This window comes from Phytohabitans kaempferiae (assembly GCF_042433955.1).
In the GTDB taxonomy this organism is placed as follows: domain Bacteria; phylum Actinomycetota; class Actinomycetes; order Mycobacteriales; family Micromonosporaceae; genus Phytohabitans; species Phytohabitans kaempferiae.
Map to the genome: position 1 here is coordinate 27,679 of NZ_JBHLUH010000003.1, position 21,764 is coordinate 49,442.

Annotated in this window: 20 protein-coding genes; 10 read left to right on the forward strand and 10 right to left on the reverse strand. The window is 71.6% G+C overall.

Translation table 11 applies throughout. The features are described from left to right. Window positions 1-118 precede the first annotated feature (118 nt). The 4 genes from purF (at window position 119) to amcA (ending at window position 4,362) form a co-directional block, all read left to right on the forward strand. The gene (purF, locus tag ACFFIA_RS00560) at window positions 119-1,699 is read left to right on the forward strand and encodes an amidophosphoribosyltransferase (RefSeq protein WP_377243561.1); all 1,581 of its coding nucleotides are present in this window, start codon (window positions 119-121) and stop codon (window positions 1,697-1,699) included. Between the two features lie 71 nt (window positions 1,700-1,770). Continuing rightward, window positions 1,771-2,922: a phosphoribosylformylglycinamidine cyclo-ligase gene (purM, locus tag ACFFIA_RS00565; RefSeq protein ID WP_377243564.1), complete on the forward strand. Its 1,152-nt coding sequence runs from the start codon at window positions 1,771-1,773 to the stop codon at window positions 2,920-2,922. A gap of 125 nt (window positions 2,923-3,047) precedes the next feature. Then, entirely contained in the window at window positions 3,048-4,154 is a 1,107-nt protein-coding gene (amcB, locus tag ACFFIA_RS00570) for a cyclophane-forming radical SAM peptide maturase AmcB (protein WP_377243840.1), read from the forward strand. Beyond that, window positions 4,123-4,362 carry a multiple cyclophane-containing RiPP AmcA gene (amcA, locus tag ACFFIA_RS00575; RefSeq protein ID WP_377243567.1) on the forward strand — a complete coding sequence of 80 codons (240 nt, stop codon included), beginning with the start codon at window positions 4,123-4,125 and terminating at the stop codon, window positions 4,360-4,362. The genes amcB and amcA overlap by 32 nt, the downstream gene beginning before the upstream one ends. Before the next feature lie 147 nt (window positions 4,363-4,509). On the opposite strand, the gene ACFFIA_RS00580 is transcribed toward amcA, so the two are convergent. Together ACFFIA_RS00580 and ACFFIA_RS00585 are read right to left on the reverse strand one after the other, a co-directional pair. Next, window positions 4,510-4,722, reverse strand: a complete 213-nt coding sequence (locus ACFFIA_RS00580; RefSeq protein ID WP_377243570.1) for a DUF3073 domain-containing protein — start codon at window positions 4,720-4,722, stop codon at window positions 4,510-4,512. 291 nt (window positions 4,723-5,013) lie between these two features. Continuing rightward, window positions 5,014-6,096, reverse strand: coding sequence for a Glu/Leu/Phe/Val family dehydrogenase (locus ACFFIA_RS00585; protein ID WP_377243572.1), 1,083 nt, complete (start codon window positions 6,094-6,096; stop codon window positions 5,014-5,016). A 217-nt stretch (window positions 6,097-6,313) separates the two neighbouring features. Here ACFFIA_RS00585 and ACFFIA_RS00590 point away from each other — a divergent pair, with 217 nt between their 5' ends. Together ACFFIA_RS00590 and ACFFIA_RS00595 are read left to right on the forward strand one after the other, a co-directional pair. Beyond that, on the forward strand, window positions 6,314-7,153 hold the full coding sequence (locus tag ACFFIA_RS00590; protein ID WP_345069769.1) for a DUF8083 family protein: 840 nt from the start codon (window positions 6,314-6,316) through the stop codon (window positions 7,151-7,153). 257 nt (window positions 7,154-7,410) lie between these two features. Then, window positions 7,411-7,620, forward strand: coding sequence for a BldC family transcriptional regulator (locus tag ACFFIA_RS00595; RefSeq protein ID WP_007073996.1), 210 nt, complete (start codon window positions 7,411-7,413; stop codon window positions 7,618-7,620). A 152-nt stretch (window positions 7,621-7,772) separates the two neighbouring features. On the opposite strand, the gene ACFFIA_RS00600 is transcribed toward ACFFIA_RS00595, so the two are convergent. The 4 genes from ACFFIA_RS00600 to ACFFIA_RS00615 are packed head-to-tail and all read right to left on the reverse strand — an operon-like array spanning window position 7,773 to window position 15,265. Further along, window positions 7,773-8,459 (reverse strand): ABC transporter ATP-binding protein, encoded by a 687-nt coding sequence (locus tag ACFFIA_RS00600; RefSeq protein ID WP_377243584.1) that lies wholly within the window; start codon window positions 8,457-8,459, stop codon window positions 7,773-7,775. Next, window positions 8,456-9,409, reverse strand: a complete 954-nt coding sequence (locus ACFFIA_RS00605; RefSeq protein ID WP_377243587.1) for an ABC transporter ATP-binding protein — start codon at window positions 9,407-9,409, stop codon at window positions 8,456-8,458. The genes ACFFIA_RS00600 and ACFFIA_RS00605 overlap by 4 nt, the downstream gene beginning before the upstream one ends. Before the next feature lie 58 nt (window positions 9,410-9,467). Continuing rightward, a complete protein-coding gene (locus ACFFIA_RS00610) occupies window positions 9,468-12,095 on the reverse strand; it encodes an ABC transporter permease (RefSeq protein WP_377243590.1) in 2,628 nt (875 codons plus the stop codon). Then, entirely contained in the window at window positions 12,092-15,265 is a 3,174-nt protein-coding gene (locus ACFFIA_RS00615; RefSeq protein WP_377243593.1) for an FtsX-like permease family protein, read from the reverse strand. Before ACFFIA_RS00615 ends, ACFFIA_RS00610 begins: the two co-directional genes overlap by 4 nt. A gap of 160 nt (window positions 15,266-15,425) precedes the next feature. Between ACFFIA_RS00615 and ACFFIA_RS00620 the strand changes: the two genes are divergently transcribed. Next, window positions 15,426-15,983 (forward strand): hypothetical protein, encoded by a 558-nt coding sequence (locus tag ACFFIA_RS00620; protein ID WP_377243596.1) that lies wholly within the window; start codon window positions 15,426-15,428, stop codon window positions 15,981-15,983. Next, complete coding sequence (locus ACFFIA_RS00625) at window positions 15,980-17,311, forward strand: PrsW family intramembrane metalloprotease (protein ID WP_377243599.1); 1,332 nt, start codon at window positions 15,980-15,982, stop codon at window positions 17,309-17,311. The genes ACFFIA_RS00620 and ACFFIA_RS00625 overlap by 4 nt, the downstream gene beginning before the upstream one ends. Window positions 17,312-17,368: 57 nt before the next feature. Here ACFFIA_RS00625 and ACFFIA_RS00630 read toward each other — a convergent pair whose 3' ends face one another. The 3 genes from ACFFIA_RS00630 to ACFFIA_RS00640 all read right to left on the reverse strand — a co-directional run bounded on the left by ACFFIA_RS00630 (window position 17,369) and on the right by ACFFIA_RS00640 (window position 19,945). Further along, on the reverse strand, window positions 17,369-17,617 hold the full coding sequence (locus ACFFIA_RS00630) for a hypothetical protein (RefSeq protein ID WP_377243601.1): 249 nt from the start codon (window positions 17,615-17,617) through the stop codon (window positions 17,369-17,371). Window positions 17,618-17,724: 107 nt separating this feature from the next. Continuing rightward, window positions 17,725-18,345, reverse strand: a complete 621-nt coding sequence (locus ACFFIA_RS00635) for a hypothetical protein (RefSeq protein WP_377243604.1) — start codon at window positions 18,343-18,345, stop codon at window positions 17,725-17,727. A gap of 259 nt (window positions 18,346-18,604) precedes the next feature. Continuing rightward, window positions 18,605-19,945 (reverse strand): ABC transporter substrate-binding protein, encoded by a 1,341-nt coding sequence (locus ACFFIA_RS00640; protein WP_377243607.1) that lies wholly within the window; start codon window positions 19,943-19,945, stop codon window positions 18,605-18,607. A gap of 120 nt (window positions 19,946-20,065) precedes the next feature. Between ACFFIA_RS00640 and ACFFIA_RS00645 the strand changes: the two genes are divergently transcribed. Together ACFFIA_RS00645 and ACFFIA_RS00650 are read left to right on the forward strand one after the other, a co-directional pair. Continuing rightward, a complete protein-coding gene (locus ACFFIA_RS00645; protein WP_377243610.1) occupies window positions 20,066-20,482 on the forward strand; it encodes a PaaI family thioesterase in 417 nt (138 codons plus the stop codon). Window positions 20,483-20,551: 69 nt separating this feature from the next. Further along, a complete protein-coding gene (locus ACFFIA_RS00650) occupies window positions 20,552-20,941 on the forward strand; it encodes a hypothetical protein (protein WP_377243613.1) in 390 nt (129 codons plus the stop codon). 25 nt (window positions 20,942-20,966) lie between these two features. On the opposite strand, the gene ACFFIA_RS00655 is transcribed toward ACFFIA_RS00650, so the two are convergent. Further along, window positions 20,967-21,743 (reverse strand): alpha/beta fold hydrolase, encoded by a 777-nt coding sequence (locus tag ACFFIA_RS00655; RefSeq protein WP_377243616.1) that lies wholly within the window; start codon window positions 21,741-21,743, stop codon window positions 20,967-20,969. Window positions 21,744-21,764 lie beyond the last annotated feature (21 nt).

Sequence of the window (21,764 nt, forward strand, 5' to 3'; positions counted from 1 at the left end):
GTAGTGATTTGACGATCTCGGTAACGAGAGGAAGCCAAAAGGTGGCTCTCTGTTATCAGCCTTGCCTCGCGTACACTGTGGCGACAGGAAGTCCCGGATCAGCACTGAGGAGCGGCAGGTGCCCCGAGGCGACGGCCGGTTGAGCCACGACCTCGACCCCCAACGGCCCGGCCCGCAAGATGCTTGCGGCGTGTTCGGTGTCTGGGCGCCGGGGGAAGAGGTGGCAAAGCTCACCTATTTCGGTCTGTACGCATTGCAGCACCGTGGCCAGGAGGCCGCGGGCATCGCGGTCAGCGACGGCTCGGGCGTGGTGGTCTACAAGGATCTTGGCCTCGTCGCCCAGGTCTTCGACGAGCCGACGCTCGCCAGCCTCCGCGGTCACCTCGCCATCGGGCACGCGCGCTACTCCACGACCGGCGGCTCGACGTGGGAAAACGCGCAGCCCACGATCCGCGCGACGCCGGCCGGCACCACGATCGCGCTCGCGCACAACGGCAACCTGGTCAACACCGCCCAGCTCGCGCGCGAGGCGACGGGCCGCGGTCTCAACTCCGACGGCGCCACCTCTGACACCGCTCTTGTCACCATGCTGCTCGCGAGTCGCCCCGACCTCTCTGTCGAGGCGGCCGCGATGGAGGTCCTGCCTACGCTGCGCGGCGCGTTCAGCTTCGTGTTCATGGATGAGACCACGCTTTACGCCGCACGTGACGCACACGGCGTGCGGCCCCTCGTGCTGGGCCGGCTGGAGCGTGGCTGGGTGGTCGCCAGCGAGACGGCGGCGCTGGACATCGTCGGGGCCAGCGTCGTGCGCGAGGTGGAGCCCGGAGAGCTCATCGCCATCGACGAGCACGGGCTGCGCTCGGCCCGCTTCGCCGCGCCCGAGCCCAAGGGCTGCCTCTTCGAGTACGTCTATATCGCCCGCCCGGACACCACGATCGCCGGCCGCAACATCCACGCCGCGCGCGTGCAGATCGGCCGCCAGCTCGCCAAGGAGCACCCGGTCGAGGCCGACCTGGTGATCCCGGTGCCCGAGTCGGGCACGCCCGCCGCGATCGGTTACGCGGAGGGCTCCGGCATCACATACGGCGCCGGCCTGATGAAAAACCCATATGTCGGGCGCACCTTCATCCAGCCGTCGCAGACCCTCCGCCAGCTCGGCATCCGGCTCAAGCTCAATCCGCTGCGGGAAAACGTCCGCGGCAAGCGCCTAGTGGTCGTCGACGACTCGATCGTCCGCGGCAACACTCAGCGCGCGATCGTCCGCATGTTGCGCGAGGCCGGCGCGCTCGAGGTGCACGTGCGGATCTCCTCTCCGCCGGTCACCTGGCCGTGTTTCTACGGCATCGACTTCGCCACCCGGGCCGAGCTGCTCGCCAATGGCCTGGATGTCGAGGGCATCCGCCGCTCGATCGGCGCCGACACGCTCGGCTACGTGTCGCTCGCCGGTCTCATCGCCGCCACCGAGCAGCCGAAGACGCGACTGTGCCGCGCCTGCTTCGATGGCGAATACCCGATCGATCTGCCGGCCGGCAACCTGATCGGAAAACACGTGCTAGAAGGCGTCGACAAGCGTGTCGTCGCCGACAGCGGCACCGCGGGGGCGCCGCATGACCACGAGGCCGGGGCGGATCGCTCCGCGCCTGGCGCACATCCGCTCGTCGCCAGTCCGGGCGGCGGCGACGCGCTGCACCGCCCGTAGCCAGTTCGTCGAGAGATCCTCGACCGCTACCCGACGCGGCCCGCCGCGAAATGCAAAAAAAGGGGAGAACCGTGACGCACGTGACCGAGCGCAGCAGCAGCGCGGGCACCAACGGTGCCGGATCCAGCCGCCAGCCGTGGAGCGCGGGGTCGAGTCGGTCCGGCCGCAAGCGCACCGTGACGTACGCGGACGCCGGTGTGTCGATCCACGCTGGTGAGCAGGCGGTCGAGCTGCTGAAGTCCAAGGTGCACCGGACGCTGCGGCCGGAGGTCATGGGCGATCTGGGGGGCTTCGCCGGTCTCTTCCGGCTCGACGTCAAGAAGTACCAGAACCCCATCCTCGCCTCGTCCACCGACGGCGTGGGCACCAAGCTGGTGATCGCGCAGCAGCTCGACATCCACGACACGGTCGGCATCGACCTGGTCGCGATGGTCGTCGACGACCTGGTGGCGTGCGGCGCGGAGCCGCTGTTCCTGCTCGACTACATCGCCTGCGGCGAGGTCGTGCCCGACAAGGTGGCCGAGATCGGCGCGGGCATCGCCGACGGCTGCCGCTACGCGGGCTGCGCGCTCCTGGGTGGCGAGACGGCCGAGCACCCCGGCGTGCTGCGCCCGGATGAGTACGACCTGTCCGCCACCGGTGTGGGCGTGGTCGAGGAGAGCGAGATCCTCAGCCGCGAGCGGGTCGAGGTCGGCGACGTCGTGATCGCGATGGGCTCCTCCGGCCTGCACTCCAACGGCTTCTCGCTGGTCCGCCATGTGCTGCTCGGCGCCGGCCGGATGCGCCTCGACACGGTGGTGGAAGACTTCGGCCGCCAGCGCACCCTGGGCGAGGAGTTGCTCACGCCGACCAAGATCTACGCCCGCGACTGCCTCAAGCTGATCGAGGAGTGCGACGTGCGCGCGCTGGCCCATGTGACCGGCGGCGGCATCCCCGGCAACCTGGTCCGCATCCTGCCCGAGCACGTCGACGCGGTGGTCAACCGCTCCACCTGGAAGCCGCAGCCGATCTTCGAGCTGGTGCAGGCCAAGGGGCGCATCGACGACGCCGAGATGGAGTCGACGTTCAACATGGGCGTCGGCATGTTCGCGATCGTCTCGGCCGCCGACGCCGACCGGGCGCTGGCCTTCCTCGCCGGTCGCGGCATCGCCGCCTGGCAGGCCGGCGAGGTGATCGAGGGCACCGGCATGGTGCAGATGATCGGCCAGCACACGCGCGGCTAGCGCATCGCGCCGCTGATCTGGAGCAATCGGCACGGGTGGATTCACCAGCGCGGATATATCCTAGATCGACGGGGCGGCGGCGGAGGAGTTGCGCGGTGGCGGGCCAGCAGCAGGCGTTCAGCGGCATGCGTGGCATCGCCCCGATACCGACGTACGTCGTCATGCAGCCCACGACCCTGTGCAACCTCGACTGCGCCTACTGCTACCTGCCTTTTCGTTCCGACGACCGCAAGATGCCGGCGGCGGTGTCGGCGGCGGTCGCCGGCTCGGTCAACGAGTGGGCTGCCGGCGGTCGCTTCTCGGTGGTGTGGCACGGGGGTGAGCCGCTCGCGGCCGGGCGGGAGCACCTCGCCGCCCTGCTGGCGCCGTTCGACCGCGGTGTCGAGCACCATGTGCAGACCAACGCCACGCTGATCGACGACCGGTGGTGCGACTTCTTCGCGGCGCACGAGATCCGGGTCAGCGTGAGCGTCGACGGGCCGCGCGAGCGCAACGCCGAGAGGGTCACCCGCGGCGGGCGACCCTCGTACGACCGGGTCATCGACGGCATCGAGGCGCTGCGCCGCCGCGGCATCGGCTTCTCGGCCCTCTGCGTGGTGGCGCGACCGGAGCCCGGGCTCGCCGCCGAGCTGTACGCATACTTCCTCGACCTCGGCTGCGACGTGCTCGGCATCAACATCGAGGAGCAGGAGGGCGTCAACGCCAGGTCCAACGCGCGCGACCCGGCGGCGGTCGCCGGCTTCTGGTCCGAGCTCGTCGGTGCCTGGCGCCGCGACCCCCGCATACACGTGCGCGAGGTCGAGTGGTCGCTGCGGTACGCCGCCGCGGTGCTCGACGGCACCGCCGACGAGGTGCTGCCCCGGCAGCTCGACCCCATCCCCACCATCGGGTACGACGGCTCGGTGGTCCTGCTCTCTCCCGAACTGGCCGGCTTCACCGATCCCCGGTACGCGGACTTCACCAGCGGCAACGTGTTGACCAGCCCGCTCCCTGAGATCATCGCGGGAGCGGCGACGGGTACGCCGTGGGTCGCCGAGTTTCTCAGTGGAGTGGAGGCGTGCCGGGCCAGCTGTCCGTACTTCGGCTTCTGTGGCGGTGCGCATGCCGCCAACCGGTACTTCGAGCATGGGCGTTTCGACGGTACGGAGACCGATCACTGCCGCAACAGCAAGATCCATCTACTAGAGGGAGTGTTGGACCATGCCCGAGACCACGAGCCGCCGGCAGCCTGACGGCGCTGTCGACCAGGCCGCCCCCCTCGATCCGGTGGCTCAGCGGGTGCACGCCGCCCAGGCCGGGCTGAACGCTTTGCTGTCCGAGGCGGAGGAGGCCCGCCGCCAGCGCGCCGAGGCCGCCTCGACGGACTCCGGCGCGGTCTGCGCCTGGAACCACTTCGAGAACATCCCGACGTTCTACAACTGGAACAACCGGCCTCGCTGATCCACCAACCAGCCTCGATCAGGGCGCCCCGACGAGAACGGGGTGCCCTGATCGCATTTGGCAGATGACCTTCGCGTCAGGCAGGTGACGTGGCGCGGGCACGCATGAGCACGCGGCTGTCACCGCGTGCTCAAGTGTGACTACCGGTCAGCGGGCGCGGCGCGCCCAGTCGTCCGGATCGTCTGCGTCGTCGTCCTCGTCATCGTCGACGTATTCCTTGTAGTCGTCGTCGAAGTCGTGGTCCGACTTGCCGCTGCCGGAGAGTTCTCGCTGCAAGGCGGCGAGGTCGGTGTTCGGGGAGTGGTACTTCAACTCCCGGGCCACCTTTGTCTGCTTGGCCTTAGCACGGCCGCGCCCCATGGCTCGACCCCCTCGCACAGAATTCGGGGCAGCCCGAAGGCGGGCCCCGATGACGTCAGGCATCTCTCGTGGCTCTTACGGTACATGGGGATGCGGCGGTTCGGCACCTCGGGTTACCCGCGCCACCCCCGCGCGTCGCGCGAGTTCGTCCGGATCCGGCCTCAGCGGCGGGTAAGGGTCGTTTCGGCGAAGCGGTCATGACTGAAAAATTCCCCAGCTGGACAGCACGGTCTCCATGGTCATGGCGGACCGTGGGGGGTGGTGGAGCGCTGCGTACCGGGATCCGGTCCATCAGTTGAGATGGATGGAACGCAGCCGGCCAACCTCCGCCATCCGCCGCTCAGCCAGGTGATCGGCGGCTACCGCGGGCGGTACACCGTCGGCGTCGGCGAGCCGGAGGATGTCGCGCGTCGTCTCGTAGATCCGGCTGGCGCGGAGCTTCGCCCGCTCGAAGTTGAAGCCCTCGATCTCGTCTGCGACCTGGATCACGCCGCCCGCGTTGACCACGTAGTCCGGCGCGTACAGCACGCCCCGGTCGGCGAGCAGCTTTTCGATGCCGGGGTGGGCGAGCTGGTTGTTGGCGGCCCCCACGACCACCTTGGCGCGCAGGGCGGGCACGGTGTCGTCGTCGAGCGCGCCGCCGAGTGCGCAGGGCGCGTACACGTCGATGTCGGACGTGATCAGCGTGGTCGTGTCCGGGACGATGTCGACCTGCGGGTACGCCTGCCGCACGAACTCCACGGCCTTCTCGCTGACGTCGGTGGCGACCACCTTGGCGCCGTCGTCGAGCAGGTGGCGCACGAGTACCCTGCCCACCTTGCCCAGCCCGGAGACGCCCACGCGACGCCCGGCCAGCGTCGGTGCGCCCCAGGTGTGCTCGGCGGCCGCGCGCATGCCCTGGAAGACGCCCCAGGCGGTGAGGATGGAGGAGTCGCCGGCGCCGCCGTGCTCCCGGCTGCGGCCGGTCACATAACGGGTCTCGCGGGCCACGACGTCCATGTCGGCCACATAGGTGCCGACGTCGCAGGCGGTGTAATAGCGGCCGCCGAGCGACTGCACGAAGCGGCCGTACGCGCGCAGGAGCGGCTCGGTCTTGATCCGCTCCGGGTCGCCCCAGATGACCGCCTTGCCGCCGCCGAGGTCGAGGCCGGCGACCGCGTTCTTGTAAGCCATCCCGCGGGAGAGGTCGAGCACGTCGCGCAGGGCATCCTCTTCGCTCGCGTACGGGAAGAAGCGGGTGCCGCCGAGTGCCGGGCCGAGCGCGGTCGAGTAGATGCCGATGATCGCCTTGAGGCCGGTCTGCCGGTCCTGGCAGAAGACGACCTGCTCGTGCGCTGTGGAGTCCTGGCTTTCGGCGCTGGTGAACACATGCATGGACAGCCTCCGGGCTGGGTCGGTGTGCACCCTTTTGAGGTGCGGCGACTCGAAGGGCCGGCAGCGGTGTCGCCGGCCGTGATCCGAGCGTAGTGCGGCCGCCGGTGTGCCTGTGTACCCCAGAAAGCGGCTGGCTCCGACACGCTGTCCGGTTGATGAAGAGGTTCATTGGTGACGCCGACGTCGTAGGCGTACTTTTTCGTGGGAGGATCGCGCCGTGCCGTCGCTGTTCGCTTCGTATTTGCGTGTCTATGAGCCCTTGACCGCCTTCGACCGCGACCGTCAGATGTTCTGGCGGCGGTACGTGCGGGAGGGTCGCGCGGTGGCGCCGCTCGAAGGGCCGGGCCGCCAGCGCACGGCTGTGCTGGAGGCGCTCGGTGCCGGCTGGACCCGGCTGCCCGACCTGCCCGACGAGGCGTACGTGCTGGAGGCCGACGACACTCTCCTGGTCTGTCCCTGGAACCTGCGCGTGCGGGTCGCTGAGGCCGCTCTGAGTGCCCGCGACGGGGTGCCCTCGGTGCTGGCCGACGCGTTCGTGCCGCCGATCCTGGCCGGCCAGGCGAAGGCGATCGTCGAAGACTGGCGCAGCGGTGCCCGAGTGCTCGAGCACGGGGTGCCGCGGGTGCACGAGCAGATCGCCACGTGGGGCGTACCGCTGCGGTGGTTCGTCTTCGTCGACGCCGAGGAGCGCGAGCTGGTCACGCGGCGGGGTCGGCGAGCGCTGCGCTACCGCACCGAGATCTCCAAGGCACGGCGGCGGGCCCACCGGGGCGTCTCGGTGCTCCGCAAGTCGGTGGGAGACGCGCCGATCACGGAGGCGGTCGAGGAGGGCGCGCGTTGGTTGGAAGAGTTCCATCCGCGCTCGGTGGTGGAGCTCGACTACGGAGGCTTGGTCGACCTGCTCTCCGACGAGGTGCTGGAAGCGGACGATTCGCCCAAATTGGTGGCCGCTGGGCTCGCCGGGCTCTCCCGTGGTGACGCCGACGCGGCGACCGAGGCGTACGAGAAGCTGGTGTCAAGGTGGCGCGCGGTGCAGTTGCTGGAACGATGCAATTAAGGGTGATTTCGGCGCACTGGGCGCGCTCCCAGAGAGTAGTCGGCAGGTAGTTGCCTAATCACGAAGCGTGACAGAGCGTCCAAAAAAGACGGTTTCTGGCGTATAAAATCAGCATAAATCGGTCATTGCTCATCCGTCCATCCAGGGACGTTAGGCCGTTCGGCCCATGTCGGACATCGGGGACTAGCCGGACCATGGGAGACGCGTCGGCCGGCGGGACCCCGGCCGATGTCTATAGGTATGTGGAGGAGTGACCGATGGCATCGCGTACGCATGAACCAGAGCCGCTACTCACGCCGGCCGAGGTGGCGTCGATGTTCCGTGTTGACCCGAAGACCGTGACCCGGTGGGCGAAGGCGGGCAAGCTCAGCGCAATCCGGACCCTGGGTGGCCACCGGCGTTACCGCGAGTCGGAGGTTCGCGCCCTGCTCCAGGGGCAGATTCCCCAGCAGCGCCAGGGGGACTGACGGACCGCTCTCCCAGTCGAAAGCCTTCGTGCGAGGGGCGGGACACCAGAAAAGGTGTCCCGCCCCTCGACTGTTTGCGGCCATTTACGAGAAACAAGATTTGGGCTGCGGACGTCGCGGTAGCTCGGATCTGTCTCTTTGAATAAGCCCGCCTAGGCCATGGCCGCTTCGGGGGTGACCAGGGCGCCGTCGCGGAGCATGAGCACGCGGTCGGCCATGTCGATGAGGCTGGCGTCGTGCGTGGCGACCAGGGCGGTCATGCCGCGCGCCCGCACCAGCGCCCGCAGCAAGTCCATGATGGAGCGTCCGGTCTCCGAGTCGAGCTGGCCGGTGGGCTCGTCGGCGATGAGCAGCTGGGGGTCGTTGGCCAGTGCCCGGGCGACCGCGACCCGCTGCTGCTGCCCGCCGGAGAGCTCGTACGGCCGCTGCGCCGCGTGCGCCCCCAGCCCCACCATCTCAAGCAGCATCGCCACGCGCTCCTCGCGCTCCGCCGCGGGCACCTTGGCCAGCCGCAGCGGTACGCCCACGTTTTCCGCGGCGGACAGGATCGGGATCAGCCCGAACGACTGGAAGACGAAGCCGATCGTGCCCCGCCGCAGCGCCAGCAGGTCGTGCTCACCGGCGGCGGTCACGTCGTGCCCCGCCACGTGCACAGTGCCGGCGGTGGGGCGGTCCAGCCCGCCGATGAGGTTGAGCAGCGTTGTCTTGCCGGCGCCCGAGCGGCCCCGGATCGCCACCAGCTCGCCCTTCTCGGCCGTGAAGCTCACGTCGCGTACGGCGTGCACGACCTGGCCGCCGCCGGTGAAATCGCGGCTGACGCCCTCGACCCGTACGATCATTTGTCACCATCCCCGCGGCGAACCTCGACATGGTCGGGCTCGAGGTTGAGCTTGACCCGCTCGCGTAGGGCCAGCGATTCGACGAATGCGGCCGGCAACTGCATGCGGCCGGCCCGGTCGAGCAGTGCGTACTCCTCGGTCACCAGCTCGTGCGAGCCGTCGTCGGCGACCCGGGCGGAGCGGCGTACCTCCGAGGCGGTCCGGCCGTCGCGGATCGCGACCGTGCGACGGACCTGGGACGAGACCTGGGCGTCGTGCGTGACCACGACGATCGTGACGCCCAGCTCCGCGTTGATGGTGCGGAGGGCGCCGAAGACCTCGCCGGCGGTGGCCTCGTCGAGTTCGCCGGTGGGCTCGTCGGCGAAGAGCACCTCGGGGTCGTTGGCGACCGCCACGGCCACCGCGCACCGCTGCTGCTCACCACCGCTCATCTGTGGCGGGCGGCGGTCGGCGCAGTGCGCGACGCCCACCATCTCCAGCAGCTCCTTCGCGCGGCTGCCGATCTTGCGGCGGGCGAGGCGCATCGGCAGCTCCACGTTTTCCGTGGCGGTGAGGTACGGGAGCAGGTTGCGTGCGGTCTGCTGCCACACGAAGCCGACCATGTGCCGCCGGTAGCGCAGGCGGCGCTTCGCCGACATCGTGAGCAGGTCGACGCCGGCCACGCGGGCGATCCCGGCGGTCGGCACGTCGAGGCCGGAGAGGATGTTGAGCAGCGTCGACTTGCCCGATCCGGAGGCGCCCACGATCGCCAGCAGCTCGCCGCGGTCGACCACCAGGTCGAGCCCCTGGAGCGCGACGACCTCGACGCCGTCGGTCTTGAAGATGCGTACGAGGCCGTCGCAGACGATGTGTCCGCGCAGCCGGTCGGTGCCGCCAGCGCGCGCGGCGGCCCGCTCGGCCGCCCGTCGCTGCAACTCCGCCAGGCTGGGCGTGTCGGTCGCGGCGGTCATCGCTCGTCCTCGATCGCTCGCTCGGCGCCGGCCCAGGCCAGCCGCCAACCCCGCTCGCTCACGAACCCTCCTCTCCGACCCGGAGCACCTCGCCGAGGCGCATCCGCCGGTTGATGACATTCTCAACGAGCACCGCGGCGGCCAGGGCGGCCACCACCAGCGCCAACACCGCACCGATCAGGAGCGGATCGAGGGCAGTGCGTACCGCCGTGCCGCTGCTGAAGTTGGAGAGCCCGAGCGCCGGCCCGAGCACGCGGGGCAGGAACACGCCGACGAGCCCGCCGGCCAGTACGGCGATGCCGACGAGGGGCACCAGCTCGTACACGAGCAGGCCCCGACCCTGACCGCCGGAGAGGCCGAGCGTGCGGAGGCGGGAGAGCACCTGCCCGCGTACGCGGGCGCCGGCCAGCACGGTGAAGCCGACCGCGAGCAGCGCCAGCGCCGTGGCGCCGACCGCTCCGGTGGTGAACGTGAAGGTCAGCACCTCGTTGGCGCCGGTCTGGTCGAGGCTGCGGCGGTGGTCGGACCAGGTGGTGACCGTGACGGTCTGCGTGGAGCCGGGCGCGCTCGCCTCGTGCAGTGCCTGCGGGCTCATCCCCTCGCCGGCGACGAGGAACGCGTCCGGCGCCACCACCGAGGGGTCGGGCAGCGCCTGGAGCGGCAGCACGATGAACCGCCCGGCCGTCGGACCCATGCCGGGGAACGTGTCGGCGACGGCGGCCACCGTGAAGCCGTACGTGTAACTGCCCATGGTCGCCTCGCCGCCATCGGCCACCGCGTCGGCCAGGTCCGGTGAGACCAGCGCCGGCATCGGACCGTCGCTGGGCCGGGCCTCGACGAGCGCCGCCGGCAGCGAGACCCCGGCACCACTCGCCGCGATCACCTCGGCCAGTGCCGTGGCATCGACGACCGCGACCTGCACCGAGCTCGTGGCCCCGTTGGACTGGGTCAACCGCGAGGCCGGGTCGAGGGCGAACGGCGCCACCGCGGTCACGCCCGGCACGGCGGTGAGCCGCTCGGCGGTCGCCGCGGCGAACGAGTATCCGGCGACCCGCACGTCCGCCGGGATCTCCAGATCGGTGGCGCGGTCGCGGGCGTCGCCGATCGACGACATGACCACACCGCTGAAGATGCCGGTGGCGATCGCCACCACGAGTACCGCGAGCGGCCCGATCGTGACCGGGGCGCCTCGGCCGGCACGCGCCAGACCGAGGAACGCGACCGCGCCACGGGCCCGGGCGGCGATCCGGCCGAGCTGGCCCAGCGGCCACGGGAAGATCCGCATCGCGATGATCGCGGCCCCGACCGCGAGCAGTACGGGCACCGAGGCGAGGTACGGGTCGACGCCGCCGTCCGCGCTCAGCCCGCGGCGGCGCAGCAGCACCGCGCCGAGGCCGGCGACCAACAGGAAGAACAGCTCCGCGGTGAGGCGGCGTATGGAGGGCCGGTGCCGCACGAGGTCCTGCCGGCGCGCGGTGAACGACAGCCGTCGCTGGCTCGCCGCCGCCAGCAGCGGGATCGCCAGCGTGGCGACCGCGCCCGCGGCCACGACCAGCCAACCGGTGGCCGCCGGGCGTCCCGGTACGTACGTGCCGAGCAGCCAGCCGACCGCCGCCGCGAGAGGGAGTACGACCAGCGACTCGGCCAGCGACCGCCCGCCGATCGCCGCGACCGTGCCGCCGCGGGCGCGAAGCAGCGCGAACTCCTCCCGCCGCCGCTCCACCGCCAGCGCCGCCGCGAGCGCGATCAGCCCGAGGAGCGTGGCGACAAGCCCGGCCTGTACGACCGCGAGCAGCGCCGACACCGCCCGGAGCTGGCCGTCGAACCGGACGAGCGTGGCGTCGAGGTTGGTCGAGGTGCTGAGCCCGGGGCCAGGCGGCGTGCGTTTGACCTCCGCCAGCGCGGTGGTGACCGCCTGGAGCCCGCCGCCGTCGAGGCGGCTCTCGTCGACCCGGTACCGCCAGGACAGTGACGGCGGCCCCAGCGAGAGCACCGCCCTGGCGAGGCCCGCGCCGTCGGTCATCGCGAGAGCCGCCGGCGGAGTGTCCGGCGGGAGGCCGGGGAACGGCTCCAGCGCCAGCCGCATCGACTCCCACGCGCTCTCGGCGCCGTCGAGCGGCTCGAAGACGCCGACGACCGTGACCGGCGCGGTGCCGCCGACCTGGTTGGGGGCCGGGTCGATCCGGAGGGATGTGCCCACCGGCGCGGCGAGCTGGTCGGCGACCCGCTGGGAGAGCGCCACCTCGATCGTGTCGGTGTCGGAGTCGTTGGCCGGCCAGCGGCCGGTCGTGAGGCGTACCCGCTCCGGCGCCCCGGCCTGCGTGCGCAGGCCGAACTGCGTACGCGGGCCGGACGGCGCGAGTGTCATGCCCTCCAGGCCCGCGGTGAACCACGCCTCGCCGACCAGCCCGGGCAGGGGCGCGGGCAGTCGGTCGCGGTAGGTCGTCAGCGCGTTTGCCGCACTGGCCAGCGTCGGATCGGTCGAGAGCGACTCCGGCCGCTCGAAAAGAGTGATGTCGCGGGCGGTGTACGGCAGCCGCCCCACGTCTTCCCGCAGCGCCTCGTCGCTGAGGTCGTTGGCGAGCCGGGGCGCGGCGGTGATCAGGAGGGCGGCGATCAGCGTGAGGGCGGCGAGGAGCCCGAACTGCCCGGCGAAGACCCGGACCCGCCAGAGTACGGCCCTCATGCGTCCGCTCCGATCCGTAGCTGGGCCGCGATCAGCCGTTGCCGGGCGGCGAGCGCCACCGAGGCGCTGAGGGCGAGCGTGAGCAGCAGCAGCCCGGCCGCCGTGGCGCCGACCGGCGACCACACCACGGTCAGCAGCGGCTCCGGCACCGGGCGACCGGCCGCGGGCGTGAGGATGACCAGTGGTGCCATGGTCGCCGCGACGCCGATGCCGACCACGAGCCCGACGAGTACCCCGACGCCGGCGAGGAACGTCTGCTCGGCGACCAGCGAGCGGCCGAGCAGCCGAGGGCTGGCACCGAGCGTGTGGAGTACGGCCAGTTCGCCGATCCGCCGGCGCGCGGTGGCCCGGATGTCGACGCCGATGCCCATCGCCGCGATCACCACCGCGCCGAGGGCGGCGGCGAAGAGGGCCGCGCGGGCGCCCACGCCGTACGGGTCGCGCCCCGCCTCCTCGGCCGCGGCCCGCCGGTCGAGCACCTGGATACCGGAGAGCGCGGCCGCCGCGGTGGCGGTGGCCTGCGGATCGTCCCCGGTCGCCAGCCACCACTCCTGCGGCTGGCGCACCTCGCCGTACCCGTAGAAAGCCTCCGCGGCCAGGGACGGAAGGTCGGCGAGCAGCGCGGCGGCGTCTTCGGTGCCGGGTACGGCCGCGACCGTACCGGCAATCCGCACGCCGACCTCGTCCTGCCCGAGCGACATGCGCGTCTCGTCGCCGTTGCCCAGGCGCAGCGCGGTGAGGGCGGCCGGCGTGGCGACCACCGGCACCGGCTTGGCCTGCCGGACCCGGGTCACCACGAGGTTGAGCGGCTGCTCGTAACCCCAGAGGCCGGCGTTCTCCTGCGTGTGCTGGGCCGTGGGGCCCTCGCCGCCGGTCGCCTCGGTGCCGGCCCGCGTACGCGCCTGCCACTGCCCGGTGGCGGCCAGGTCGACGGGCGAGTCACCGGCGACCAGCGACCGTACCCGCCAGCTCACCTGGAAGCCAGCCGGCCCGCTGCTGCCCACCGTGAACCCGGCGAGCCGTGCGGGCAGCAGGTGCTCGGGCAGGTCGACGGCGAAGCGGAGCGGCTGGGCGTTGGTGCTGACACCGAGCGGGACCCGCTGGTAGCCACCGGGCACCGCGAAGACGGCGTCCGTACGTACCTCCGGCTCCGGCGGCTGGTAGAAATCCGACGTCCAGTTTGCGACCTGGGTGACCACCTCGCCGGAGATCCGCCGGGTCTCCGCGGGCAGTTCGACCACGGGCGCCTCGGCCCGGCCCTCGCTCAGCTTCGCGAAGAGGGCCTGCGGGGAGCCGCCCGCGACGTCGTCCCGGATGCGCACCACACCGGCCGCCGCCGCCGCGTCGAGCGAGATCACCGACGCGCTGGTGCTCTCGGTGCCCAGCCGCAGGCTGTCGCGCCAGGCCGGCAGCGCGGTCTCGGCACCGGGCAGCGCGGTGATCTCGGCGGCCCGGCCCTCGGGCGCGTACCGGGTCGCCTCCACGAGCCGCAGGTCGGCGCCGACGCTGTGGTCGGCCTGGTCCACAAGGGAGCGTTCGGACGTGCCGGCCAGGCACCACGCGAGCGTGCTCACCGCGACCGCGAGCGCGAGCAGCAGCACCGGACCCGCCTGCGGCCGCCGCCCGGCCTGCCACATGCCGAAGATCGTGGCGGTCCACGGCTTGCGGTCGACGGCCCGCTCGGCGAGCCGGGTCAGCGGTGGCAGTGCCCGCAGCGCGATGGCCGCGCCGGCCAGCACACCGAGCGTCGGGCTCGCCGCGAGCAGCGGGTCGATGCCGAGGTTGCCGCCGGCGAGGGGGGAGGAGTACTGCCGGAGCTGGAACCAGCCGAGCACGGCCAGCCCCACCAGCGCGATGTCGAGGCTGGCCCGCTGGGCTGCGGCGCGCCGGGTCGGGCGCGAGCGGCTGGCCATCTCCGCCACGTACGTGTCGCCGCGGCGCAGCGCCGGGCCGAGCATCGCCACCGCACAACCGGCCGCGGCCAGCGCGGCGACCGCCCAGGTCAGCGTGTCGAAGCGGGGCGCCAGCCGGAGCGCGCCGGCGGCGAGCATCGGCACGCGGTCCACGTACTCGAGGATCTGGCTGGCCAGCAGCGGCGCGAGCACCGCCGCCGGGAGGACGACCAGCGCGGCCTCGCGGGCGGCCAGGCCGGCGAGCTGGAGCCGTGCGGCCCCGCGCGCCCGCAGCAGCGCCGTCTCACCACGGCGTTGCTCGTTCATGAGTACGGCGACCAGCACGAGCGCGTATCCGCCCAGCACCACCATCAGCAGCATCGGCGTGATGAGTGCCGAGCGGCCGACCATGTCCGCCCGTTCGAGGCGCTCGGTGAGCTGGTCCAGGCGGGAGGTGACCAGGCCGGAGGAGCCCAGCCCGATGTCTTCGGCGAGCGTGTCGACGGCCTCGGTCGCGGCCCGGGCCACGCCGTCGAGCTGGGCCAGCGATGCGCCGGCGAGGTCCGGCTCGACCAGCCACGCCGCCGAGGCGCTGGCCGAGAAGCCGCTCAGGAAGTCGGCCCGGTCGACGACGAAGGGCCCGTACGTGGACGACTGCGGCGCGGCGCCGTCGCCGACCCCGGGGGCGAGCCGCCAATACGGCGCGTTGGGGTCGCGCGGGCGCCAGATGCCGGACACCTCTATCTCTGAGGAGGTGCGGCTCAGCCGGTCGTGCACCGTGATCCGGTCGCCCACCTCAAGGTGCAGCGTCCGGGCGGCCGCCTCGGCGAGGGCGGTGCGCCTCGGCGTCGCGCCCGGCTCGGGCCAGGCGCCGCCGACCAGGTCGGCGTGCTCGGCGAGCCCGTCGAGGAAGGTGACCGAGGCGAAGACGACGCCGTCCTTGTCCGGGTTGGCGTCACCGACCTCGCCGGTGAGCTGGCGCCCCACCGCGTATCCGGCGGTCGAGACGCGTGCGTCCAGGCCGGCGAAGCCGTTGGCGTAACGGTCGTGGACCGCCGCGTCGCGCTCGGCGAACGCGGTGCCGCCCGCCGGGCCCTGGATCAGCACCGACCGTTCCTCGGGGGCCGCGGACGCCACGGCGCTGCGCGCGCCCGCGTCGACCACCTCTCGGCTGTAGTCGGCCAGGCCGGTGAGCAGTACGGTCGCGATCAATGTCGCACCTGTCGCCGCGAAGAGGAGATTCTTCACTCCACGGGCGCGACGAAACACCAGCCTCATGCGTCTCCGTCTCTTTACCGCCTACGCGTGATGGATGATCGAGGCTGCGGAGAAGGTTGGCATGGTTACCGGAACGTAATCTGGGACGGCCGCGCCTAAATGATCTCTGAGTAGTGAGAAACCCGCACTCTGATTCGCTCATGGCCGTTAGCGTCGTCACATGAGGGTCCAGCGGGGCCGGCTGCTTCGAAATGCCGCCGGCAGCCTCGGCATCCTGCTGATCCTTGTCGTCATCGCGGTGGGGCTGCCCGCGGTCGATCGCTCCTTTCCCGCCGAGCGTGCCGTCCCGCACCACCTGCCGTACGAGGTGGGCGGCGGCGTCTCGGTCGTACCTCCGGCGGGAGCCGTGCTCGACGTGACCCGCACCCGCCCCACCGCCCGCCAGGGCACGGCGCTGTTCGTCCTCGGGCCGGTGCGGTACGTCCTCGTGGTCGCCCCCTTCGACGGCGACCTCGACGGCGCGGTCGACCGCCTGCGGCGCAAGGTGACAAGTGCCGACGGGCAGCTCGACGCCGGCCTGCCCGCGCTCACCGGCACCGGGCTGGGCGGGCGCTCGGGCGCGTACACGACGCCGGACCGGGCCGGGCGGTACGCCGTCTTCCTCGCCCCCACCGTCTCCATCGAGGTGACCGTGAGCGGCACCGAGACCCAGCTCGAAGAGATCGAGCCGGTGATCGCCGCGAGCGTCGCCACCATCACGTACCAGGAGCGGATGTGACCGCCGCCGCGGGCTGCCCCGGTGGCCACGGTGTGCCCCCGCGCAGCGCCCGCACCGCGCCCGTACGCCCCACGCCGGCCTGGGCGGTGGCCCGCAAGTCGCTGCTGCTGCCCGCGTTCTGGCTGGTCGCGCTCCTGCTCGCGGTGGGCGCCGCCCGGATGGCGATGCTCATCCGGCAGGCGGTGGCCGAGTACCCGGTGGCGACCATCACCGCGCTCGCGCTCTTCGCGGTGTACGCGGTGCCGTTCTGGCTCTTCGTCGCCGCGCTCGACTATCTGGAACGGGAGCCGCCGCTCCTGCTCGCCACCGCCTTCGCCTGGGGCGGGCTGGTGGCCACCACCGTCTCCGCGCCGGGCAGCGTCGCGATCCAGAACATGCTCGCCAAGGGGCACTCCCCGGCCTTCGCGGCCGCGTGGGGCTCGGCGATCGCCGGGCCGACCGTCGAGGAGGTAGCCAAGACGCTCGGCATCGTCGTGATCGTGCTGATCGCGCGGGCACAGATAAACAGCGTGCTCGACGGGGTCATCTACGGCTCGCTGGTCGGGCTCGGCTTCCAGGTGGTCGAAGACATCGTGTACGCGGTGAGCGCGGTCAACGCCGCCGGGCGTGGCGACGAGGTGGGGCCGGTGCTCGCCACCTTCTTCGTCCGCGGCTTCCTCGCCGGCCTTTGGAGTCACACGCTCTTCAGCGCGCTCGCCGGCGCCGGCGTGGCTTCCGTGCTGGTCCGCACCGACCGCACCCTGCGCTTCCGGATCGGCGTGGCGGTCGCCTGCTTCCTCGGCGCGTGGGCCTGCCACTTCGTCTGGAACTCGCCGCTGCTCACCGTGGAGGCCGGCGACAACGGATACCTCCTGATCGCCGTGCTGCTGACGAAGGGCATCCCGCCGCTGCTGGCGATCCTGCTGCTGGTACGCACCGCCCGGCACCGCGAGGCGGACTACTACACGCAGCAGCTCGCCGCGCTGGACGACCCGGACATCGCCACGCCCGCCGAGCTGAACGTGCTGAGCATGGGACACCTGCGCGCCAATGCCCGCCGGCACGCGTACGCCCGGGCCGGCGTGCTCGGGCGGCGGGCGGTACGCCGGCTCCAGCGGGCCCAGGCGCGCCTGGCGCTGGAGCTGAGCCGGGCGCAGACCACGCACGACACCGCCTCGGTCGAGCAGTGGCGCGACGAGGTGCTGCGGCAGCGGGGGCGGTTGCGCCTGCTGGGGCATCCGGAGGCGGTCGCCCGCGACGTGCGGCGTGGCTCGATGCGCCGGCGGATGCTCACGCTCGCCATCGCGCTGCTGGTCCTGACGGCGGCGTGCGCCGCGCTCTCGCTGTAGACACACATCAGGGGCGCCCCTCGTGGGACGCCCCTGACTCTGCACCTCGTGCTGGCTCTACGGGGTCGGCGGGTGACCGCCGTCGCCCTCGACCACCTGCTCCGGCGTGCCGTCTTCGTCCAGGTCGCTCATCGTGACGTTGACCTTGCCGTCGCTGTCCGTGTCGAACTGGAAGAGATCGGGCTTGCCGTCGCCGTCGGTGTCGGCCGCCCAGAGGTCGGTCTTGCCGTCGCCGTCGGTGTCCATCTTCAACAGGTCGACGCGCTCGTCGCCCCTGGTCTCAACCGTTTCCTGCGGCTCGCTCATGCTCGTCCTTCGCTTGCGGTGTCTGCGGTCCCAGGTCCCTGGGGCCTGCCGACAGGCCCCAGGGCACCCTAAGCGGCGGTGACGATCCGTGCCAGCCGAAGCGAGAGTCAGCTAGCGGCGTACGGGTTGACCGGCTGCTGCTCGGGCCGGCCGTCGTGGTTGGTGTCGGTCACGGCCACGTCGGGCGTGCCGTCGTTGTTGGTGTCCACGAAGGCCACGTCGGGCTTGCCGTCGTAGTCGACGTCGGAAATCCAGGTGTCAGCCTTGCCGTTGTAGTCGGTGTCCAGCGTGACGTGGTCGATCTTGCCGTCGTCGTTGTGGTCGACGGCGACGTAGTCGATCCGGCCGTCGGCGTTGGTGTCGGCGAGCGCGGCGTCGAGGTCGCCGTCGTCGTCGTAGTCCTTCAGGATCGTGTCGAGGCGCCCGTCGTTGTTGCTGTCCACGTAGACCGTGTCGGCGTTTCCGTCACTGTCGCTGTCGTGCTGAACGAGGTCCGCGTATCCGTCCCCGTCGAGGTCGACCACCACGTCCGTGGAACCGTCCACATTGTGCTTCACGATCGAGTCCGGCTCGCCGTGCGGCTCGGTGTAGTGCTGGTCGTGGCCGTACGGCTGGTCCTGCACCGGCTGGTCGTAGCCGGTGTCGTGGCCGCTGTCGCCGCTGGCGCCGAAGCCCTCGTGACCGGTGCTCGGGTCGTCGGTCAGGGTCGGGTCGTCGAACTCGCTCATCGTGGGCTCCGTTTCGGTCTCGCTTCGTTGATGAGGGAACCGTACGGCGCGCACACCACCCCACGGATCCCGGAAACGTGCCAGGCAGACTGACTGGGCCTGTTTCATGAGGGTCGGTCGAGCCGAGGCGGAGTCCAGGCGGCGTCCGGTGGTGCCGGGCGGAAGGTCGCATACCGGTGTTGTATGTGGCCTTTCGTCCGGTGCCGCCGGTCGTCGTCTGGGCCCGCCGCAGGCCGGCCATGCCCTCATGAAACAGGCCCTATTGGCGCAACTCCACGCCCGCTGCGACGAGGGCCTTGATGACGTTCGCCGACTCGCCGTAGCCGATCACCAGTACGGCATCCGCCTTGAAGTCCCTGATCTGATTGGCGCCCTCGCCGAAGTCGAGCGGCGCGGCGGGGTCCTCCGGCGGGTCGTACGTCAGCAGCTTCAGGTTGCCGGCGTCGATACCGGCCTTCTCCAGCTCGGCGCGGACGTTGCCCTGCAGGCCCTCGCCGTACGAGTCCTTGCGGGCCACGATCGCGATCTGCTGCGAGCCGTCCCGCATGATCACATCGGCGAGCGCCTTGCCCTGCAACAGGTCCGAGGGGGCGGTGCGGAAGTAGAGCCCCTGGTCGTCGACCTCGCTCAGCCCGGCGTCGGTGTTGCACGGGGAGAAGAGGATCAGCCCGGCCTTGACCACGTCCGGCAGTACGGCTCGGGAGATGCCCGAGGCACCGGCCCCGATGATCACGTGTACGCCCGCCGCGACGTGCGACGCCACGGTCTCCTTGGCCTTCTCCGGGTTGGTGCCGTCGTCGCCGTCGACCCACTCGACCGGCTGGCCGAGCACGCCACCGGCGGCGTTGACATCGCGGATGGCGAGCGCGGAGCCGGCGGCCAGCGGTGGGTTGGCCAGCGCCAGGTCACCGGTCTGCGGCAGCAGGCCACCGATCTTGAGGGGCGCGCCGGTCTCGGCCTGGTCGCGCCCCTCGGTCGGGCGCGGGGCGGGGGCCTGCTTGGTGGTCGTGGTCGCCTCGTCGCCCGCGCCGACGAACTCGGTCTTGCCGTCGTCGAGGCGGTCGCTCGAGTCGAAGTGCATGGTCGCGTAGCTGGCGGTGGAGGGCTCGCCTGCGTCGGTGAAGCCGCCGCGCTTGAGCGAGACGCCCCGGTACTCGATGTCGCGACCGGCCCGCGCGAGGTCCAGGCAGGCCTTGGGAGTGTCGCAGCGCTCGCCCTCGGTGGTCACGCCGTTGATGTACTTTGCGATCTCGCCAGGGCTGGTGCTGCCGGCGAGCTCGGCGGCGAGGGAGCTGATCACCACGGCGTCATAACTCTCGCCCGCGTAGACGAAGTCGCCCAGATCCTGGTCGACCGAGCGCAGCCGCTTCTTGAAGTCGTCGCTGAGCGGGGTCATCGGCGTGGTGCCCTTCATGCCCGCCAGCAGGCCCGCCTGATCCTTGAATTGGTCACCGAACGAGTTGATCATGTTGCCGTCTGAACCGTAGAGACGGACCGGATTAGCGGTGTTCTCCTCCGGTGTATCCGATGTACCGCAGCCGGCGATAGCGAGCAGGAACGCGGTGCAGGCGGCGATGGCAGCGCTGCGCGAGCCGTGCATGAGGTTGTCCTCCCTCCCCGGGGGTCGGCGGGGGTCCGGTGGGGACACTAGCGTGCCTCCGGGTACGCAGTGTGACTGCGGTCGCAGGCCATTCTCGTACGGGCGAGTAACCTCCGCTGCGTGGAACCTGCGGCAGAGGTCTCGAAGGGTACGCACTCGCTCGATCCTGGCGCGCTGGCCGAGCGACTGGGGATCACCGTCGTCGAGGCGTCCCCCGAGCGCGTGGTCGGGACGATGCCGGTCGAGGGCAACACGCAGCCGATGGGCCTGCTGCACGGCGGCGCCTCGGCGGTGCTGGCCGAGACGCTCGGCTCGTTCGGCGCGGTCACGCACGGGAGTACGATCGGGCGCCCCTTCGCGGTTGGAGTTGATCTCAACGCGACGCATCACAAGGCGGTGCGCGCGGGCACGGTCACGGGCGTCGCGACGCCGGTGCACTGCGGCGGGACGATCGCCACGTACGAGATAGTCATCACGGACGAGAGCGGCGCTCGCGTCTGCACGGCCCGCCTGACCTGCCTGTTGCGAGCTGCCTGAGAAGAAGCTGTGTTGGCGTGAAGTCATTTCGTCGCGCACACCTTGACCACGCGGCATACCCTTCGCCTCGTGACCGAAGTTCCGTCAGAGGCGTTCGACGACGCCGCCCAGGTGCTCCGCAGCGCGCTGGCCGGCGACAGTGACGCCGTGGTCGGGGCGTTCGACGCGGTGGTCGACCGGTCCGGCGTCGCCGGTGCGTACGGCGTGGCGTGGTGCATAGCGGCCACGATGGTCGGTGACAACGTGCAGCGCGGGCGCTGGACGCTCGACTTTCCCGGGATCGACGAGGCTCGCTACGACGCACGCTGGGTCGCCCGCTTCGTGAGTGCGTACGCCAACGCCGACGCCTCCACCGGCGAGGCCCTCTTCGGCGCCGCCCTCGCCGACGGCCAGCTCCCCGAGTGCCTCCTGACGCTCGCCGGCTCGGCCGTGGCCACGCTGCGCCGCCGCGCCGCCTGACCCGCGTCGCCTGACTCGCGCCTCCTCAGCGCCCGTCGAGGAGGTATCCGGCCACGACCGGGGCGAGCGTCTCGTGCGGTACCCCGTGCCACTCCCCGGCCAGGCCGCGGTGCGTGCCGTTGGGCAGGGCCTCGACCACGGCGGCGGCCATGCCGGTCAGGTCGCCGGAGCTGCCGTGGCTGCCGATGACCAGCGTCGGCACCGTCACCGACCGGACCAGCGGGAGCGACATGGCGTCGGAGAGGCGGCAGTCGTACACCAGCGTGTGCGCCACCGCCTCCAGCGCCGCCCACACCTCCGGTGACATCTCCGCCATGATCTCGTCGGGCACGCCGATGCCCCGGTGGAACGCCTCCACCGCGTCCCGGCGGCGCCCCGCCTCGACCAGCGCCGCGATCTCGGCCGTGAACGCGCTCTCGCCCCCGGGCGCCTCGACCGGCTCGATCGGCGGCTCGAAGAGCGCCATCCGGGGTACCGGCAGCCCGGCCGAGGCCGCGTGGAGGGCGAGCAGGCCGCCGGAGGAGAGGGCGTATAGGTACGCCGAGCCGCCCGCCGCCGCGATGAGCGCGGCGATGTCGTCCACCTCCCGGTCGATCGCGTACGGCGGTGTGTCCGTGCTGGTGCCCCGCCCGCGCCGGTCGTACACGTACACGGTGAAGTCGGCCGCCAGCAGCTCCACCGGCGCCGGCAGGGGGCGGAAGTCCCGGTAGTTGCCGGCCGCGTCCACCACGATGAGCGCGGGACCGGTGCCCACGCGCTCGTACGCGATCGAGGTGCCGTCGCGCGAAACGACCTTGTCCATCTCTCGTCCCTCCGTCTGGTT